The sequence below is a fragment of the Saccharopolyspora sp. NPDC045839 genome (assembly GCF_056431645.1).
Map to the genome: position 1 here is coordinate 1 of NZ_JBWKKH010000027.1, position 17,919 is coordinate 17,919.

15 protein-coding genes are annotated in these 17,919 nt (G+C 71.6%); 6 read left to right on the forward strand and 9 right to left on the reverse strand.

From position 1 onward, the window contains the following. Positions 1-331: 331 nt before the first annotated feature. The 4 genes from AC07EQ_RS30480 to AC07EQ_RS30495 form a co-directional block, all read right to left on the reverse strand. Positions 332-1,510, reverse strand: coding sequence for an ROK family protein (locus tag AC07EQ_RS30480; protein WP_478391310.1), 1,179 nt, complete (start codon positions 1,508-1,510; stop codon positions 332-334). A gap of 90 nt (positions 1,511-1,600) precedes the next feature. After that, complete coding sequence (locus AC07EQ_RS30485; protein WP_478391311.1) at positions 1,601-3,031, reverse strand: sugar ABC transporter permease; 1,431 nt, start codon at positions 3,029-3,031, stop codon at positions 1,601-1,603. Between the two features lie 7 nt (positions 3,032-3,038). Beyond that, a complete protein-coding gene (locus AC07EQ_RS30490; RefSeq protein ID WP_478391312.1) occupies positions 3,039-3,806 on the reverse strand; it encodes an ATP-binding cassette domain-containing protein in 768 nt (255 codons plus the stop codon). A 234-nt stretch (positions 3,807-4,040) separates the two neighbouring features. Beyond that, on the reverse strand, positions 4,041-5,156 hold the full coding sequence (locus AC07EQ_RS30495; protein ID WP_478391313.1) for a sugar ABC transporter substrate-binding protein: 1,116 nt from the start codon (positions 5,154-5,156) through the stop codon (positions 4,041-4,043). 287 nt (positions 5,157-5,443) lie between these two features. On the opposite strand from AC07EQ_RS30495, the gene AC07EQ_RS30500 reads away from it, so the two are divergent. After that, positions 5,444-7,279, forward strand: coding sequence for a glycoside hydrolase family 3 protein (locus AC07EQ_RS30500; protein WP_478391314.1), 1,836 nt, complete (start codon positions 5,444-5,446; stop codon positions 7,277-7,279). Between the two features lie 113 nt (positions 7,280-7,392). On the opposite strand, the gene fahA is transcribed toward AC07EQ_RS30500, so the two are convergent. The 4 genes from fahA to AC07EQ_RS30520 all read right to left on the reverse strand — a co-directional run bounded on the left by fahA (position 7,393) and on the right by AC07EQ_RS30520 (position 11,248). Continuing rightward, positions 7,393-8,568, reverse strand: coding sequence for a fumarylacetoacetase (gene fahA / locus AC07EQ_RS30505; RefSeq protein ID WP_478391315.1), 1,176 nt, complete (start codon positions 8,566-8,568; stop codon positions 7,393-7,395). Beyond that, the gene (locus AC07EQ_RS30510; RefSeq protein WP_478391316.1) at positions 8,565-9,431 is read right to left on the reverse strand and encodes a hypothetical protein; all 867 of its coding nucleotides are present in this window, start codon (positions 9,429-9,431) and stop codon (positions 8,565-8,567) included. Before AC07EQ_RS30510 ends, fahA begins: the two co-directional genes overlap by 4 nt. After that, positions 9,428-10,627 carry a cupin domain-containing protein gene (locus AC07EQ_RS30515; protein WP_478391317.1) on the reverse strand — a complete coding sequence of 400 codons (1,200 nt, stop codon included), beginning with the start codon at positions 10,625-10,627 and terminating at the stop codon, positions 9,428-9,430. Before AC07EQ_RS30515 ends, AC07EQ_RS30510 begins: the two co-directional genes overlap by 4 nt. A gap of 96 nt (positions 10,628-10,723) precedes the next feature. Further along, positions 10,724-11,248: a MarR family winged helix-turn-helix transcriptional regulator gene (locus tag AC07EQ_RS30520; protein ID WP_478391318.1), complete on the reverse strand. Its 525-nt coding sequence runs from the start codon at positions 11,246-11,248 to the stop codon at positions 10,724-10,726. 157 nt (positions 11,249-11,405) lie between these two features. Here AC07EQ_RS30520 and AC07EQ_RS30525 point away from each other — a divergent pair, with 157 nt between their 5' ends. From AC07EQ_RS30525 to AC07EQ_RS30540, 4 genes are all read left to right on the forward strand, one after another. Continuing rightward, complete coding sequence (locus tag AC07EQ_RS30525) at positions 11,406-12,455, forward strand: LolA family protein (RefSeq protein WP_478391319.1); 1,050 nt, start codon at positions 11,406-11,408, stop codon at positions 12,453-12,455. After that, entirely contained in the window at positions 12,455-13,420 is a 966-nt protein-coding gene (locus AC07EQ_RS30530; protein WP_478391320.1) for an ABC transporter ATP-binding protein, read from the forward strand. The genes AC07EQ_RS30525 and AC07EQ_RS30530 overlap by 1 nt, the downstream gene beginning before the upstream one ends. Next, positions 13,417-14,268 (forward strand): ABC transporter permease, encoded by an 852-nt coding sequence (locus AC07EQ_RS30535; protein ID WP_358564889.1) that lies wholly within the window; start codon positions 13,417-13,419, stop codon positions 14,266-14,268. Before AC07EQ_RS30530 ends, AC07EQ_RS30535 begins: the two co-directional genes overlap by 4 nt. 399 nt (positions 14,269-14,667) lie before the next feature. Further along, a complete protein-coding gene (locus AC07EQ_RS30540; RefSeq protein ID WP_478391321.1) occupies positions 14,668-15,672 on the forward strand; it encodes an aldo/keto reductase family protein in 1,005 nt (334 codons plus the stop codon). A 1-nt stretch (position 15,673) separates the two neighbouring features. Here the strand turns inward: AC07EQ_RS30540 and AC07EQ_RS30545 are convergent, their stop codons facing one another. Further along, complete coding sequence (locus AC07EQ_RS30545; protein ID WP_478391322.1) at positions 15,674-16,099, reverse strand: hypothetical protein; 426 nt, start codon at positions 16,097-16,099, stop codon at positions 15,674-15,676. Between the two features lie 214 nt (positions 16,100-16,313). Here AC07EQ_RS30545 and AC07EQ_RS30550 point away from each other — a divergent pair, with 214 nt between their 5' ends. Further along, positions 16,314-17,915 carry a flavin-containing monooxygenase gene (locus AC07EQ_RS30550; RefSeq protein WP_478391323.1) on the forward strand — a complete coding sequence of 534 codons (1,602 nt, stop codon included), beginning with the start codon at positions 16,314-16,316 and terminating at the stop codon, positions 17,913-17,915. Positions 17,916-17,919 lie beyond the last annotated feature (4 nt).

Sequence of the window (17,919 nt, forward strand, 5' to 3'; positions counted from 1 at the left end):
CGCCGCGCCAGATACCCGATACCCAGCACAAACACGAAATACAACGCCAACAACGCGAAATCCACCGCGTTGGCATCCAGCAGCTGACCCTGAGCCAGCACCTGGGTGCCGGCCCATCTCCCAGTGAACAAAGTGGTCCCTCTTTTCGCAGGAGCGTCGGCGTGGCGCGCCGAGAACGCAGGACGCGAACGTGTCCCCGGCCGGGTCGAGGTCGATCCGGTCAATATGTTGTCCGCAGCAACTTATCACCGGGAGATGTCGGCACCGCCGGGCGTAACCGCATCGCAATCTGCGCGTTTCCCAACCGGGGCAACGGTTCCCGCCGATCGGCTCAGCGGCTGGCCAGCACCTGCTCGAAGGCCAGCTCGGCGGCGCCGAGCAGCTTGCCGTCCGCGCCGAGCGAGGACGTGACCAGCTTGGTGCCGCCCATCGCGCGGCTGACCAGGCTGCGCTCGGTGACCAGCTTGCCCACGTGGTCGATGAGCGTGCGCGGCAGCGAGGCGAACAGATCCCCGAGCACCACCAGCTGCGGGCACAGCAGGTTGACCACATTGCACAGTCCGACGGCCAGCCACTCGCCGAACTCGCCGAGCCGCTGCAACACCTCGTCCGGTTGCTGCGCCAAGGCGTGCAGCTCGGCGACGACCACGCCGCGCGGCGAGTCCTCCGGCAGGCCCAGCGCCCGGCTCAGGGCCCGCTCCCCCACCTCGGTCTCCCAGCATCCCCTGCTGCCGCAATAGCATTCGTGCCCGTCCGGCCGCACCACCATGTGCCCGAGCTCGCCGACGTAGCCGCCGCTGCCGCGCAACGGCATCCCGCCGGAGATCACCCCGCCGCCTACGCCGACATCCGCCCCGACGAAGACCGCGTCGGTCGCGCCGCGCGCCGCCCCTCGGAGGTGTTCGGCGAGCGCGCTGAGCTCCGCGTCGTTGCCGACCTCCACCCGCCGGCCGTCCAGCGCCTGGGAAAGCCAGTCGCCGAGCGGCACTTCGGTCCAGTGCAGGTTCGGCGCCTCGCGCACCATCCCGTCCGCGCGGCGCACCACGCCGGGCGCCGACGCACCGACCGCCACGACGTCGACGCCGGCCTCCTCGATGAGCACCGCGCTGTTGTCGACGATCTTGGTGAAGACCTCCCGCGGACTCCGGGTGGTCGGGCGCAGGCTCCAGCTGCACCGGTTGAGGATCTCGCCGCCGAGCCCGATCAGCGCCATCGCCACCTGCTCGACCCGGATGTCCACCGCCAGCGTCACCGCCGCGTGCGGCTGCGGCAGCACCAGCAGCGACGGCCGGCCCGCGCCGCTGCGCTGGGCGGGCACCCGCTCCACCACGAGCCCGTCCTTGACCAGCTCGTCGACCAGCGCCTTGATGGTGCTGCGGTTGAGCCCCATCTCGGTGGCCAGCGCGGCCCTGGTGCAGGGCCCGCCGGTGTGCAGCCGACGCAGCAGTACCGCCCGGTTGTGCTGACGCACCTCGTCGGGTCGCGCTCCCGCGGTGGGTGTCGTGGTCAACTCGGCCGCTTCCTCCGCCTGCTTCGGGCTTCCGATCCGGGACAAGCTGTAGCACAGCGGACGCTTGCGCTGCGCACCGTGCTCCCCGGCTCAGCCTTCATGCTGCGCCGTCGAACGCCGCCGGGACAACGCGTCCACGCCGGCGGCGGCCACCAGGACCAGGCCGGTGATGATGTTCACCGGCGCGGCGGCGAAGCCCAGCAGGTTCAGGCCGTTCTGGACGGTCGCGAGCACCGCGCCCCCGAGGACCGCGTCCTGCAGCCTGCCCTTCCCGCCGAACAGCGACGTGCCGCCGATGACGGCCGCGCCGACCGCGAACAGCACCAGGTTGCCGTTGCCCGCGCTGCCGTCGACCGAGCCGACCTTCGAGGTGTAGACGATGGCGCCCAGCGCCGCGACCGAGGAGCAGATGATGAACGCGCTCATCCGGATCTTGGCGACGTTCACCCCGGCGCGGTGCGCGGCGTCCCGGTTGTTGCCGACGGCGCGCAGGTGCCGGCCGAAGCGGGTGCGGTCCAGCACGTACGCGCCCGCGATCAGCAGCACCAGGATGATCGGCACCACGTAGGGCACGCCGCGGATCGACGCCAGCTCCGGGTGCGGCGAACGGTTGAGCGTCAGCAGGTACGTCGCGACGCCGCCGCAGCCGAGGACGGCGCCGACCTTCGCCACCACCAGCACGGTCGGCTGCGCGACGAGCCCGTGCCGGAGCTTGGTCAGGTGCCGGTGGGCCACCACGGCGGCATACCCGGCGCCGGTCACCAGGAACAGCAGCCAGCTACCCGCCACGCCGAGGCTGCCGTTGGCGACGGCGAACAGCACCGGGCTCTGCCGGACCGAGATCGTGCCGCCCGGGCCGACCAGCTGGAGCACCACGCCGGACCAGGTGATGAACAGCCCCAGCGTCACGACGAACGACGGGATGCGGACCTTCGAGACCGCGAACCCGGTGACGCACCCGATCGCCGCGCCGACGCACACCGCCAGCAGCATCTCCAGCCACGGGTTCGCACCGACCCCGGCGACCACCAGCACCAGCGCCAGCGCGGAAAGCCCGGCACCGAGCCAGATCCGCAGCAGCAGCGCCAGCAGCGCCGCGGCCGCGAGGCCCAGCACGAAGGCGTAGAACACCGAGCCGCCCATCGCCCCGAGCAGGTTCCCGTCGTGCTGGAAGTGCAGTGCGAGCACCGACGCCGCCACGCCGGAGGCCGTGCCGGCGGACAGGTCGATCTCGCCGATCAGCAGCACGTAGACGATGCCCATCGCGATGATCGCCTGCCCGGCGCCCTGGTGCAGCAGGTTGGCCAGGTTGTTGAGGGTCAGGAAGTCCTCGGACAGGGCGGCGAACAGCACCAGCAGCACGGCCAGCATCACCAGTGCGGGCAGCGCGCCGAGATCACCGCGGCGGATCTTGCCGACGTAGTCGCGCAGGGCCTCGCCGGTGGCGCGAGAGGTCGTGTCGATGCCGAAGTCGGCGATGCGCAGCGCCGGTTCGGCCGCGCCGGTCGGGCTGTTCGTCATGGGTACCTCACACTGCTGTCGGGCGGGCGATGCCCAGGTCGCCGGAGCGGCCGGCGGTCATCAGCTCGACGACCTGGCCGTGGGCCAGATCCCGGGCGGGCAGCTCGGCGGCCATGCGTCCCAGGTAGAGGGTGGCGATCCGGTCGGCGACCTCGAACACGTCGGACATGTTGTGGCTGATCAGCACCACGCCGAGACCCTGGTCGGCCAGGCGGCGGATGAGGTCGAGGACCTGCCGGGTCTGCGCGACACCGAGCGCCGCGGTGGGTTCGTCGAGGATCACCACCTTGCTGTTCCACAGCACGGCCTTGGCGATGGCGACGGTCTGCCGCTGACCGCCGGAGAGCGAACCGACCCTCGCGCGCACGGAACCGACGGTGCGCACAGACAAGGAGCGGAGGGTGCGCCTCGCGGCCAGCTCCATCTCGGTGTCGTCGAGCAGCATCGCCGGGCCCCGCTCGCGGCCGAGGAACATGTTCTGCACGACGTCGAGGTCGTCGCACAGCGCGAGGTCCTGGTAGACGGCCTCGATGCCCAGCGCGGCGGCGTCGCCGGGTCGCTGGATCTGCACCGGGCGGCCCTCGAAGAGCACCTCGCCGTCGTCGATGCGGTGCATGCCCGCGATGCATTTGACCAATGTGGACTTCCCGGCGCCGTTGTCGCCGATCAGCGCGGTGACCTCGCCGGCGCGCACGGTGAAGTCCACCTCCCGCAGCGCGCGGACCGGGCCGAAGCTCTTGTTGACCCGGCGCAGCGCCAGGATCGGCTCGTGCACTCGCCCTCCTTCCAAGAGGTTTCCTTCAGATGCGGCGTCAGCCGCATGCGGTGTGGGACTCAGCTCGCACCGCCGCGGGTTCTCAGACTGCGCCCGCCCATCAGGGCTACTGGGCGAGGCCAGTCCCCGATGCCGCGTATTGGTCATACGTAAGTCGGGGCTCCCACAGTCCAGACGACGTCTGAGGTTCCGCCACCCGCACCGCCACGCAAGCCATCGAAGAAGTCACCTCCATCAGGCGATGCCGAGCCGGCGGCATGTTTCCGCCAGCTCACCGCCGCAGATCTCCTCGGCCCGGACGCCCGCCGGGCCGAGCACCGATTTGATGTTGTCGCGCGTGATCAGCTGCGGCGGCAGCAGGACCGACTTCACCTCGCGCCCACCGACCGGATCGGGCGTTCGCTGGTGGGCCAGCGCGTCGGCGGCCGCGGTGTCGCCGCGGGCGAGCGCGGCCGCCAGCTCCGCCGTCACCGACGCCTCGTCGCGGATCGGTTTGAACACCGTGGACGACTGGTAGCCCTGCAGGATCGCGCGCAGGCCGTCGACGGTCATGTCCTGCCCGGTGACCGGGACCGCGCCCGCCAGGCCGTACTTCTGCAGCACGGTGATCACCGCCGAGGCCAGCCCGTCGTTGGCCGCGAGGACGCCGTCCACCCGCCCGCCGTTGGCGGTCAGCAGCTGTTCGAAGACGCGGCCGCCGGCCTGGTTGTCCCAGCCGTCGACGAACCGGCTGCTCGCCAGCCGCAGCTCGCCCGCCGCGTAGCGGGGGCCGAGTTCCGCGGACTGGCCGTGGTGCACCAGCGTCGCGTTGTGGTCGGTCGTGGCGCCGCCGATCTCGATGACCTGGCCGCCGGGCTTGTCGCGCATCGCCGTCGCGAGCGCCCGGGCCTGCAGTTCGCCGACTTCCTCGTGGTCGAAGCTGACGTAGTAGTCGGCGCTGCCGCCGACGTTGAGCCGGTCGTAGTCGATCACCGGCACGCCGAGCCGTTCGGCCTTCTGCTCGACGGTGGCCCCGGCGTCGCCGCTGGGCGCGGCGATGATCAGCACCTGCACCCGCTGGCTGAGCATGCCGTCGGCGATCTGGGCGAACTTCTGCGCATCGCCCTGCGCGTTCTGCACGATCGGCGTGAGGCCTTCCCGGCGCAACGCCGCCTGCAGCATCGGCTGGTCGAAGTGCGCCCAGCGCGCCGAGGTCGCGGTGTCCGGGAGGATCACGCCGACCCGCGGACCGCCGGTGCCCGGCGCGGCCGCGTCGGGCACCGGCTCCGGCAGCCTGTTGTTCCCGCACGCCACCAGCAACAGCCCGATGCCGCAGGCCATCGCGATCAGCGCCGCGGGCGTTCTCCCCATCGAGAAGCCTTCCCCACTCCCGAACGGAATCGTGCAGAACCAAACGTTGCGACAAACAACTTAAGACACAACACCACGAGCGGAGAAGTTGACCTGATCGATGCAGTACCGAGACTTGATCGATGTAGCCCGCCTTCCCCGGACGGCATCCGATGGTATGTTGTCGCCTGCAACATATTCCGCCGGCCCTTCCCGGCCCAACGGCAGAGCGCCCCGCGCCCCGCGCAGGCCGCCGGCTTCGCAGTTCCACCCCGCACGGATGACCTCCGAACGCAGAGGAGAACGGCATGACCCGTTGGTTAGGCACGACCCGCTCGCGGCTCGCGCTGGCGCTCACCGCGGTGGCCTGCACCGCCGCGGTCACCCCCGCCGTGGCCGCGGCACCGCCGGCCTACCGCGACGCGACCCGTCCGGTCGCCGACCGGGTGGACGACCTGATGGCGCGAATGTCGTTGCAGGACAAGATAGGCCAGATGACGCAGGCCGAGCGGCTGGCCGCCGACCCGGGCACCGCGGCGGCCGCCGGGATCGGCTCGATCCTCAGCGGCGGCGGATCGGCGCCGACGCCGAACACCGCGGAAGCCTGGGCGGACATGTACGACGCCTACCAGCGGGCGGCCATCGCCACCCCGCTGGGCATTCCGATCATCTACGGCGTCGACGCGGTGCACGGGCACAACAACGTGCACGGCGCGACGATCTTCCCGCACAACATCGGGCTCGGCGCCACCAATGACCCGGAGCTGGTCGAGCGCATCGGCCGGGCGACCGCCGAGGAGGTCGCCGGCACCGGCATCGACTGGGACTTCGCGCCGTGCCTGTGCGTGGCGCGCAACGACCGCTGGGGACGCACCTACGAGTCGTTCGGCGAGACGCCGGAGCGGCCCGCGGCGATGGCCTCCGCCGTGACCGGCCTGCAGGGGTCCGCTCTGGACGGTCCGGCGTCCGTGCTGGCCACGGCGAAGCACTACGTCGGCGACGGCGGCACGACCGGCGGCGACGACCAGGGCGACACCGAGATCGACGAGGCCGAGCTGCGTGCGGTGCACCTGCCGCCGTTCCAGGCCGCGATCGAGCGCGGCGCCGGCTCGGTGATGATCTCCTACAGCAGCTGGAACGGCGTCAAGATGCACACCGGCGACTACCTGATCAACGACGTGCTCAAAGGCGAGCTGGGCTTCACCGGTTTCGTCGTGTCGGACTGGCAGGCCATCGACAAGATCGACGGGCAGGAGGGCTTCACCGCCGACGAGGTGCGCGATTCGGTCAACGCCGGGCTGGACATGATCATGGTGCCGCACGAGTACCAGAAGTTCATGGACCTGCTGCGCGCCGAGGTCGAGGGCGGCCGGGTGCCGATGGAGCGCATCGACGACGCCAACCGCCGCATCCTGACCAAGAAGTTCGAGCTCGGCCTGTTCGAGCGGCCGTTCACCGATCGCAGCCTCACCGGGACCGTCGGCAGCGCGGAGCACCGGGAACTCGCCCGCGAGGCGGTCCGCGAATCGCAGGTGCTGCTGAAGAACGACGGGAACGTGCTGCCGCTGGCCAAGGACGGCGGCAAGATCTTCGTCGCGGGCAAGAACGCCGACGACATCGGCAACCAGAGCGGCGGCTGGACGATCAGCTGGCAGGGCGGCAGCGGCCCGATCACGCCGGGGACCACGATCCTGCAGGGAATCCGGCAGGCCGTCTCCCCCGGCACCGAGGTGACCTACAACCGCGACGGCAACGGCATCGACGGCAGCTACCGGGCGGCGATCGCGGTGGTCGGCGAAACCCCCTACGCCGAAGGCGAAGGCGACCGCCCGGAGGGCATGGGCCTGGACGAGGCGGACCGGGCGACGCTGGCCCGGCTCCAGGAGTCCGGGGTGCCGGTGATCGTGGTGACCGTGTCGGGCCGCCCGCTGGACGTCGCGGCGGACCTGCCGGACTGGGACGCGCTCCTGGCGGCCTGGCTGCCCGGCACCGAAGGCGCCGGCGTGGCCGATGTCCTCTTCGGTGACCACGACCCGACCGGAACCCTGCCGATGACCTGGATGGCCGGCGCGGACCAGCAGCCGATCAACGACGGGGACGGCCAGAATCCCCTGTTCCCCTACGGCTACGGCCTGACCTACTGAGATGGAACGGGCGCTTTCGGCTCAACAGAGCCGAAAGCGCCCGGCTCGGGTTTGATGAAGGCCACCAGCGGAGCCTAGGACACCCCGGATACCCGTACAACGTATATTCGGGATCACCCGCTCGCGGGCAGGATCCGGCCCGCCACCTCGCCGAAGCCGATCCGGGAGCCGTTCGCGCCCGGGGCCGTCGCCGTGATGGTGACCTCGTCCCCGTCCTGGAGGAACGTGCGTTCCTCCGCGCCGACCTTGACGGGTTCCTTGCCGCCCCAGGTGAGTTCGATGAACGCGCCGCGCTGGTCCTTCTCCGGGCCCGAGATCGTGCCGGACGCGTACAGGTCGCCGGTGCGGCTGGTCGCCCCGTTGACCGTCAGGTGCGCCAGCATCTGGGCCGGGGACCAGTACATCTCCCGGTACGGCGGGCGGGAGACCTCGTGCCCGTTCCAGGACACCGCGAGGTCGATGTCCAGGCCCCACGGCTCGGTTTCCCGCAGGTACGGCAGGGGTTTCGGCTCCTGGTCCGGGACCGGGACGCGCGCGGCCTCCAGCGCGAGCAGCGGAACCACCCACGCCGAGATCGAGGTGGCGAAGCTCTTGCCGAGGAACGGGCCCAGCGGCACGTACTCCCACGCCTGGATGTCGCGGGCCGACCAGTCGTTGACCAGCACGACGCCGAACACGCGGGTGGCGAAGTCCGCGGCGGCCACGGTGCTGCCCAGGTCGGAGCCGGTGCCGACGATGAAGCCGAGCTCCGCCTCGATGTCCAGGCGGCGGCAGGGCCCGAACGTCGGGGCGTCCTCGTCCGGCGCCTTGCGCTGGCCGCTGGGGCGGACGATGTCGGTGCCCGACACCACGACCGTTCCACTACGCCCGTGGTAGCCGACCGGCAGGTGCTTCCAGTTCGGCATCAGCGGTTCGGCGTTCGGACGGAACAGCCGGCCGAGGTTGGATGCGTGGTGCTCCGAGGCGTAGAAGTCGACGTAGTCGGCGACCTCGATCGGCAGGTGCGTGGTGACGTCGGCGACCGGGTGCACGGCCGCATCCGGCACGTCCCCCGACACCAGCTCGGTGATCTGCCGCCGCACCTGCACCCAGCGCTCGTGGCCCTGCGCCATGAACGCGTTCAGGCTTGGCCGCGCGAAGACCTCGTCACCCAGTGCGACCGCGAGGTCCACAACGGACTCCCCGACGCGGACGCCGACCCGCGGCTCGGTGCCGGGGGTGGAGAACACGCCGTAGGGCAGGTTGTCGAGCCCGAACGGCGAACCGGCGGGAATGTCGATCACGGTCACGAGGCGACTCCTTCTGCGCTGAGCACCGCCGCGGGCACCAGGCCCAGGTCCACCAGCTCGGTCAAGGGCTCGATGATGCTGCACGTGCCGAAGGACAGGAACCGCTCGCGGGCGGCAGCGACCCGCGCGTCGTCCAGGTTCGCGACGCGCTCGGCGACCTTGCGCGCATCGCGTTCGGCGAGGATCTCGGCGATCTCGGACTCGTCGGCGAAGTCCACCGCCGCGTCGGTCGCCAGCAGCAGGTTCAGGTAGCCGTGCTGCTCGAAACCGGTTCCGGGATCGGTGTTGCGGATCGCGTGGTGCAACCCGGCGGTGGCCTTGAACGGCACCCCCGCGTCGACGACCGCCCGGATCGCGGCGGCCAGTTCCGCCTCGTCCGGGTACAGCTCGGCCTTCACCCCGCCGGTGCGGAACTTGGCCTGGTACCGGGTGGCGGCGCAGGCGGCGATGACCTCGGGGCGCCGCTGGTCGCGGGGCACCTCGACGAAGACGGCCACGTCCTCGGCCGCCGCGCAGGCCCGGTCGAGCTCGGCGAAGAACTCCGCCGGAGCCTGCCCGGCGGGCACAGCGACTTCCAGGGCGCGCAACCGGACCGGCAGCGATCCGGCGGCGGCGAACACGGCCCGGAGCTGCCCCGGCCCCTCCGGCGCGGTGACCGAGAGGTCGAGCCGGTCGCCGGATTCGAGCAGGCCGGCGAGCTCCGCCAGCGCCGGTGCGGCGAGCACCAGCGGCCCGACGAGCTCGGCGTACGGCGCGCCGGTGTGCCGGGTGTGCGCGGCGACGGCGTCGGGCAGCGGCGCCAGTCCGGGCGGGAACACCGCGGCGTCATCGCACAGCGATTTCGCGAAATCCGGGATGGTCACTGCTTCGGCCCCCGTCCCGCCCAGGTCCAGGCGTAGCCGGGATCTTCGGCCGCGCGGCCGCCCTCGCCGAGCTCCAGCGGGCGGAACGTGTCGACCATGACCGCGAGCTCGTCGAAGTACTCCACACCGATGCTGCGCTCGTAGGCCCCCGGCTGCGGGCCGTGCGAGTGCCCGCCCGGGTGCAGGGAGATCGAGCCCTGCCCGATCCCGGAGCCCTTGCGCGCCTCGTAGTCCCCGCCGCAGTAGAACATCACCTCGTCGGAGTCCACATTGGAGTGGTAGTACGGCACCGGGATGGACAGCGGGTGGTAGTCCACCTTGCGCGGCACGAAGTTGCACACCACGAAGTTGTCGCCCTCGAAGACCTGGTGCACCGGCGGCGGCTGGTGCACGCGGCCGGTGATCGGCTCGAAGTCGGACACGTTGAAGGTGTACGGGTACAGGCAACCGTCCCAGCCGACCACGTCGAACGGGTGCTCCGGGTAGACGAACCGGGTGCCGACGATCCCGGTGCTGCCGCGGTGCTTGACCAGCACCTCGACGTCGGTGCCGTCGGCCAGGACCGGCTCGGTGGGGCCGTGCAGGTCGCGTTCGCAGTACGGCGAGTGCTCCAGCAGCTGGCCGAACTTCGACAGGTACCGGCGCGGCGGCGTGATGTGCGAGTTGGCCTCGATGCAGTACGCGCGCACCGGCTCGTCACCCTGCGGCAGCCAGCGATGCGTGGTCGCCCGCGGCAGGATCACGTAGTCGCCCGGCCGGAACGGCAGCGCGCCGAACACCGTCTCGACGACGCCCTCGCCGGACTCGATGTACACGCACTCGTCGCCGATCCCGTTGCGGTACAGCGGAGACGTCTCTCCCGCGACGACGTAGGAGATGCGCACGTCGGCGTTGCCCAGGACCAGCCGGCGGCCGGTCACCACGTCGTGTCGCTTCCACTCCTGGCCACCGAAGAGCTCGTGCAGCTTCAGGTGCCGCGGTCGCAGCGGGTGGTTCGGCTCGGTGCCCAGGTCGGGCAGTTCCCACACCGTCGAATCGACCAGCGCGGACGGGAGGTTGCGGTGGTAGAGCAGCGACGAGTCGCTCGAGAAGCCCTCCTCCCCCATCAGCTCCTCGTAGTACAGGCCGCCGTCGGGCCTGCGGTGCTGGGTGTGCCGCTTCGGCGGCACGTCACCGACCTGCCGGTAGTACGCCATCGCCCTCGCCTCCTTGCCACGGCCAGGAACCCTTCGGCCCCGGCACATTTAATCAATGTATTTACTACTTGCCGCGCGGCGCAACAGCCGAAGGGGTCAGTTCCGGCCGCGGATGTCGAACTGGTCGCGGTTGGTGATGAGCTTGTCCAGCAGCATGATCAGGACGCGCTGCTCGGCCTCGGTGAGCACGCTCGCCCACTCGTGTTCCCGCTCGTTCTGCGCCCGGAACACCTCGACCATCTCCCGCTGCCCGTCCTCGGTCAGCGACAGCAGCACGGAGCGGCCGTCGCGCTCGCCCGGCGCCCGGTCCAGCAGCCCGTCCGCGACCAGCGTCTTCGTCAGGTTCGACACCGCGGCCCGGCTCATCCCGGTCAGCTCGGCGGCCTTCTTGGCCTCCAGCGGCCCGGCCAGCCAGGTGACGAACAGCAGCCGGAAGCCCGACCAGGACCGGCCGCGCGGCCGGTGCACCGCCGCTTCCAGGTCGTAGGTGACGATGTTGGACGCCCGGTTGAGCGTCAGCAGCACCTCGGTGGCCAGCTGGTGCCGGAACCCGTACTCGGTGGCCAGCCGGTGGTTCGCCAGCTCGACGAAGGACCAGAAATCCAGCTCGTCCGCGGCCATCGCATCCTCCGTCGCAAACTGATCAATGCATGAACTATCTCAGCTCGGCCCGCGAACCACCACCCTGCTGAGCCGGTTCTCAGCCTGCGGGCCGCTCTCAGCGTTATCTCAGCGACCTTCAGCCACGCTTGCCCCAAGACCCGACAGGAGGAGTCCCATGAAACGGAAGAACGTGGCTTATGCGGCGACCGCCGGTGCCGCGGTGGGCGTGCTCGGCCTGACCGCGCTCGCGCTGCCCGCCGGCGCCGGCGCCGCCCCGGCGTTACCCCCAGTGGCGCCGGAGCAGCTGGTGGAGTCGGTGATGCGGGCGAACCCGCCGGCGCTGACCGGCACCGTCGAGGTGGACAACGCGCTCGGCCTGCCCGCGATCCCGGGCGCGGGCCAGGCCTCCGAGCTCCTTTCCGACGGCACCAGCGAGTTCCAGGTGTGGGCCGACGGCCAGGGCCGCCACCGCGTCTCGGTGCCCTCGCACGACGGAGAGATGACCGTCGTCGACGACGGCTCGACGGTGTGGAAGTGGGATTCGGCCGAGCAGAAGGTGGTCCGCTCGACGGGACACGCGCCGGAATCCGCCGAGCACCAGGGCCCGGCCGATCCCGGCGCGGCGGCCCGCCAGATCATCGACAAGCTCCGGCAGACCAGCGACGTGAAGGTGGACGGCACGGCCAGCGTCGCCGGCCGCGACGCCTACGAGCTGGTGCTCACGCCGAAGCCGACCGAGCGCACCCTGCTGCGCGAGGTGCGGGTCGCGGTGGACGCGGAGAAGCGCATCCCGCTGGAGCTCTCGGTGCTCACCAACGGTTCGAACGACCCGGCGTTCCAGATCGGCTTCAGCGACATCGACCTCAGCGCCCCGGACCCGGCCCTGTTCCGGTTCACCCCGCCCGCGGGCGCGGAGGTGACGGACGGCAAGACCGAACACACGCCGCAGCAACGCCCGGAGCACCCGCAGGGCGACCACAAGGTCGTCGGCGACGGCTGGGACCTGGTCGTGGTGGCCCAGCTGCCGCAGCAGCAGGAGAAGCAGCAGGGCGGCCAGGACCCGCGCCAGGTCGCCGAGCAGGTCGGCAAGCCGGTCAGCGGGCCGTGGGGCAACGGCTGGATCATCGGCACGGCGGCGGGCAACGCCCTGCTCACCTCCGACGGCCGCGTCGCGGCCGGTGCGGTGCCGGAGCAGGTGCTCACCGCCGCACTCGGCGGGGCGTGATGGCGAACGCAGTCGAAGCGGTGGGGGCGGCGACGTCCGCCCCCACCGCGGGCGATCTCGCGGCGCGCACCGCCGGCCTGCGCAAGACCTACGGCCGCACCGTGGCGGTCGCGGGCGTCGACCTCGCGGTCCCGCGCGGCGGGGTGGTCGGCGTGCTCGGCCCCAACGGCTCGGGCAAGACCACCACGATCCGGATGCTGCTGGGGCTCACCGCCCCCACCTCCGGCACGGTCGAGCTGCTGGGCCACCGGTTGCCGGAGCACAGCGGCCGGGTGCTGCCACGGGTCGGCGCGCTGGTCGAAGGCCCGGGCTTCCACCCGTTCCTGTCCGGCCGGGAGAACCTGCTGCGCTGCGCGGCGATGGAACCGGCGCTGCGCGGCCCGGAGATCCGCGGAGTGGTCGAGCAGGCTCTGGAGCGCGTCGGCTTGGGCGCGGCCGCCGGACGCCGGTACCGGGGCTACTCGCTGGGCATGAAGCAGCGGCTGGGCCTGGCGGCGGCGTTGCTGGTGCCGCGCGAGCTGGTGGTGCTCGACGAGCCGACCAACGGCCTGGACCCGGCGGGCACCCGCGAGATTCGCCGGATCATCGCGGAACTGCACGCGGCGGGCACGACGGTGCTGGTGTCCTCGCACCTGCTCGCCGAGATCGAGGCGACCTGCACGCACGTCGCGGTGCTGCACCGCGGTTCGCTGGTCGCGCAGGGCGAACTCGCCGCCATGCTGGAGGCCGGGGCGCCGCACCTCGTGGTGTCCACATCGGATGCTTCCGGCGCGGTGGCGACGCTGACCGGCAAGGGCGTGCAGGCGCGGGAGGACGCCGGGGCGGTCCGCGCCGATCTGTCCGATGTGGACTCCGCGGAGGTCGTCGCGATGCTCGTCCACGCCGGTGTTCCGGTGCACGAAGCGCGGCTGGCCCGGACCGGCCTGGAGGACCTTTTCGCCCGGCTGACCGAGGAGGAGCTGTGACAGCGATCGACGCAACCGCGACGGCGGGGCGGACGTCCGCGCCGTTGGGGCGCGTCCTGCTGGCCGAGCTGCGGTGGGTGCTGCGCAGGCCGCGCAACCTGCTCGCGCTCGTCCTGCTGGCGGGCCTCCCGGTGCTCCTCGGCACCGCGATCGCCGTCACCGGCGGGCCGGGCGGCCGCGGCGGCGGTTCCCTGCTCGCGGCAGTGGCCGGAAACGGGCTGGTGCTGCCGGTCGCGGCCCTGGTGCTCGCGCAGACGCTGCTGCTCCCGCTGGTCGTGGCGATGGTCGCGGCCGACGCGCTGGCCGGCGAGTCGGCGCACGGAACGCTGCGCGGCCTGCTGCTCGCGCCCGTGGGGCGGGTGCGGCTGGTCGGCGTCAAGGCCGCCGGCGTGCTGGTGATGGCGGTGCTCGCGGTGGCCGTCATCGCCGTCAGCGGCGTCCTCACCGGGCTGGTCATCGTCGGCGGCGACGGCATGGTCACCCTGTCCGGGACCACGTTGCCGATCGGCTCGGCGCTGGGCCGGGTGGCGTTGGCCGCCGGGTGGTCCGCGGTGCAGATGGCCGCGGTCGGGGCGGTCGCGCTGGCGATCTCGTCGCTCACCGAGCACCCGCTGGTGGTCATGGCCGCCACCATGGGCGGCCTGATCGTGTTCGGGGTGCTCGGCACGATCCCGGCCCTGGACTGGCTGCAACCGCTGCTGATCACCACCGACTGGTCGGCGGTGATGGACGTGCTGCGCGACCCGATCAGCGGCGACACGCTGGTCACCGGCCTGCTCCGAGCGGGTTGCTACCTGCTCATCGGCCTGTCGGCGGCCATCGCGCGCGTGGTCACCAAGGACGCCTGACGGTGCGGGGGCGGCGACGCCTCCGCACCCCGGCATCAGCGCAGCAGCATCGCGTACAGCTCCAGCCACGCGGCCCGCAGCAGCAGGCGCGTCGTTCCGCCTCGGTCCCAGCCGATCGTCGTCCGGTCGTTTCGAACTGATCTCCGCTGCCGGTGGTGGCGCAATTCGAACCCTTCGATCCCGCCGGACCGGCCGCCCGCGGCGCCCGCTCCGAATCCCCGACGCCTGGCAAGACTCCGTTGTCCCGCCAGGCCGCACCTCGTCCGGGGCGCTGCCCCGTCCAGAACGTGCGTCGGACACATTGCTCGTTACTCGCCGGTTGCGCAAGGAAAATTTCACCGCGCGGCGCCGGGGCGGGCCGGTAGGTTCGAGTCCGTCGTCCGCCTCCGGAGGGGTGCCATGGAGTTCCGCCATCTCGGCCGCAGCGGCCTGGTCATCAGCGAGATCGCCTACGGCAACTGGATCACCCACGGGGCCCAGGTCGCCGAGGACGCCGCGACCGCGTGCATCCGCGCCGCGCTGGACGCCGGCATCACCACCTTCGACACCGCCGACGTCTACGCCGAGGGCCGCGCCGAGGCCGTCCTGGGCCGCGCGCTGCGGGGCGAGCGGCGCGAGGGGCTGGAGATCTTCACCAAGGTCTACTTCCCCACCGGGCCGGGCCGCAACGACCGGGGGCTCAGCCGCAAGCACATCATGGAGTCCATCGACGCCTCGCTGCGCCGCCTGCAGACCGACCACGTCGACCTCTACCAGGCCCACCGCTACGACCCGGAAACCCCGCTGGAGGAGACCATCGAGGCCCTCGCCGACGTGGTCCGGGCCGGCAAGGCGCACTACATCGGCGTGTCGGAGTGGACCGCCGAGCAGATCCGCGCCGGTCACGCGCTGGCCCGCGAGCTGCACGTGCCGCTGGTGTCCAACCAGCCGCAGTACTCGGCGCTGTGGCGGGTGATCGAGGACGAGGTGGTGCCGGCCTCGGCGGAGCTGGGCATCGGCCAGATCGTCTGGTCGCCCATCGCGCAGGGCGTGCTCACCGGCAAGTACCTGCCCGGGTCCGCGCCGCCGGCGGGTTCCCGCGCCACCGACTCCAATGGCGGCGCGACCTTCGTCGCCCGCTTCCTCCGGGACGACGTGCTGGAGCGCGTGCAGCAGCTCGAGCCGCTGGCCGCCGAGGCGGGCCTGTCGCCGGCGCAGCTGGCGGTGGCCTGGGTGCTGCAGAACCCGAACGTCTCGGCGGCCATCATCGGCGCCTCCCGGCCCGAGCAGATCGCCGAGAACGTCGCGGCGTCCGGCGTCCGGCTCGAAGCCGGGCTGCTGCGGCGAATGGAGGAGATCCTCGCCCCGGTCGCGGAGCGCAACCCGGCTAAGACCGCCGAGAACGCCCCGAAGGCCCGGAAGTGAGCTAGTGGCTGAGCTTCTCCCACAGCGGCGACGAACCTTGGCGCGGCGCCGGCACGAACGGCGCGTCCGCCGGCGTCGCGTGGCGACGCCTCGCCCGGGAGACCGCGCCCGCGACCAGCCCGACCGCGCAGGCGCAGACGAGCACGCCGAACCCGACCGCGGCCGCCTGGTCGAAGGTCAGGTCGCCGCGCACGCCGATGGCGAACGTGTCGTAGAAACCCCAGCACACAGCCGTTGTCGCGGCGGCGGCCGGCACGGTGGTGACCGCCGATACGACCGCGACCAGGATCGCCAACCCGATCGCCGCGGCCGCGGGACGCGCCGCATCCCCGACGGGGATGCACGCCGCGGTCACGACGAACCCGCTGGCGAACCCGAGCGGATATCCGAAACCCCCTGGCAAGACCTGCGAATGCGGATGCCTCATGCCCCCATTAGACACCTCGGGGCTCGCCACACCCCGGCGTCGCGGCCGGATTGACATCCCACGTACGCCAATCTGACGAATCCCGGACGGCGCAACCGGCCGAATTCGGCCTTGCCTTCGCCGGGTTCGGCGTTGCAAGCTCGACTGAGCGATCGATCAGTTGCCGAGCGGCCACCCGCCCAGCCGGCCCCGCGAAGAGGGAGTGTGCAGCCGGATGAACGAGCACGACCCGCGGTACGACGCGATCATCATCGGTGCCGGTTTCGCCGGCATGTACATGCTCAAGACGTTGCGCGACAAGGGATTCCGCGCGCACGTCTACGAGCGCGGCACGGACGTCGGCGGAACCTGGTACTGGAACCGGTACCCCGGCGCCCGCTGCGACATCGAAAGCCTCTACTACTGCTACTCCTTCTCCGAGGAGCTGCAGCAGGAATGGCAGTGGACCGAGCGATACCCGTCGCAGCCGGAGATCCTGCGCTACGCCCGGCACGTGGCCGACCGCTTCGACCTGCGGCGCGACATCTCCTTCGAGACCAACGTCCGGGCCGCCGCCTTCGACGAGCAGACCGGCCGGTGGACCGTGCGAACCGACGACGCCGAGATCACCGCGCGGTTCCTGATCACCGCGGTCGGCTGCCTGTCCGCCACCCAGACCCCCGACTTCCCCGGCATCGGCACGTTCCGCGGCGAGTCGTACCACACCGGCCGCTGGCCGCACGAGGAAGTGGACTTCACCGGGAAGCGGGTCGGGGTGATCGGCACCGGCTCGTCGGCGATCCAGGCGATCCCGGTCATCGCCGCGCAGGCCGCGCAGGTCACCGTGTTCCAGCGGACCGCGCAGTTCAGCATCCCGGCCCAGAACCACCCGTTGAGCCCGGACGAACAGCGCCGCGTGAAGGCCGACTACGCGCGGCTGCGCGCCGAGGCGCGGATGACGCAGACCGGGATCCTCGCCGAGCGGTTGCAGCGCAACGCCACCGAGGTGCCCGCCGCCGAGTTCAAGGCCGAACTCGACCGGCGCTGGGGCATCGGCGGAACCACGTTCACCGCGACGTATCCCGACACCCTGCGCGACCCCGCGGCCAACGAGCTCTCGGCGGACTACGTGCGGGACAGGATCCGGGAGATCGTCGACGATCCCGCGACCGCCGAGCTGCTCTGCCCGCACGACCATCCCATCGGCACCAAGCGGATCTGCGTCGACACGGACTACTACGCCACCTACAACCGCGACAACGTGTCCCTGGTCGACATCCGGCGCACGCCGATCTCGGCGATCACGCCCCGTGGCCTGCGGGTCGGCGACCGGGACTTCGAGTTCGACGTCATCGTGTTCGCCACCGGTTACGACGCGATGACCGGGCCGCTGAACCGCATCGACATCCGGGGCGCCGGCGGCCTGCGCCTGCGGGAGAAGTGGGCCGAAGGGCCGCGGACGTACCTGGGGCTGGCCAGCGCGGGCTTCCCGAACCTGTTCACCATCACCGGGCCCGGCAGCCCTTCCGTGCTCAGCAACATGATCGTGTCCATCGAGCAGCACGTGGAGTGGATCGGCGAACACCTGGAACACCTGCGCGACAACGGGTTCACGCGCAGCGAGGCCGCCACCGACGCCGAGCGGACCTGGGGCGAGCACGTGAACGCGGTCGCAGCCGAAACCCTCTACCCGCGCGCGGCGTCCTGGTACATGGGGGCGAACGTGCCGGGCAAGCCGAGGGTCTTCATGCCCTACATCGGCGGCGTCGGCACCTACCGGGAGCACTGCCGGGAGATCGCCGATGGTGGCTACCGCGGCTTCCACCTCACCGCGTGAGGGG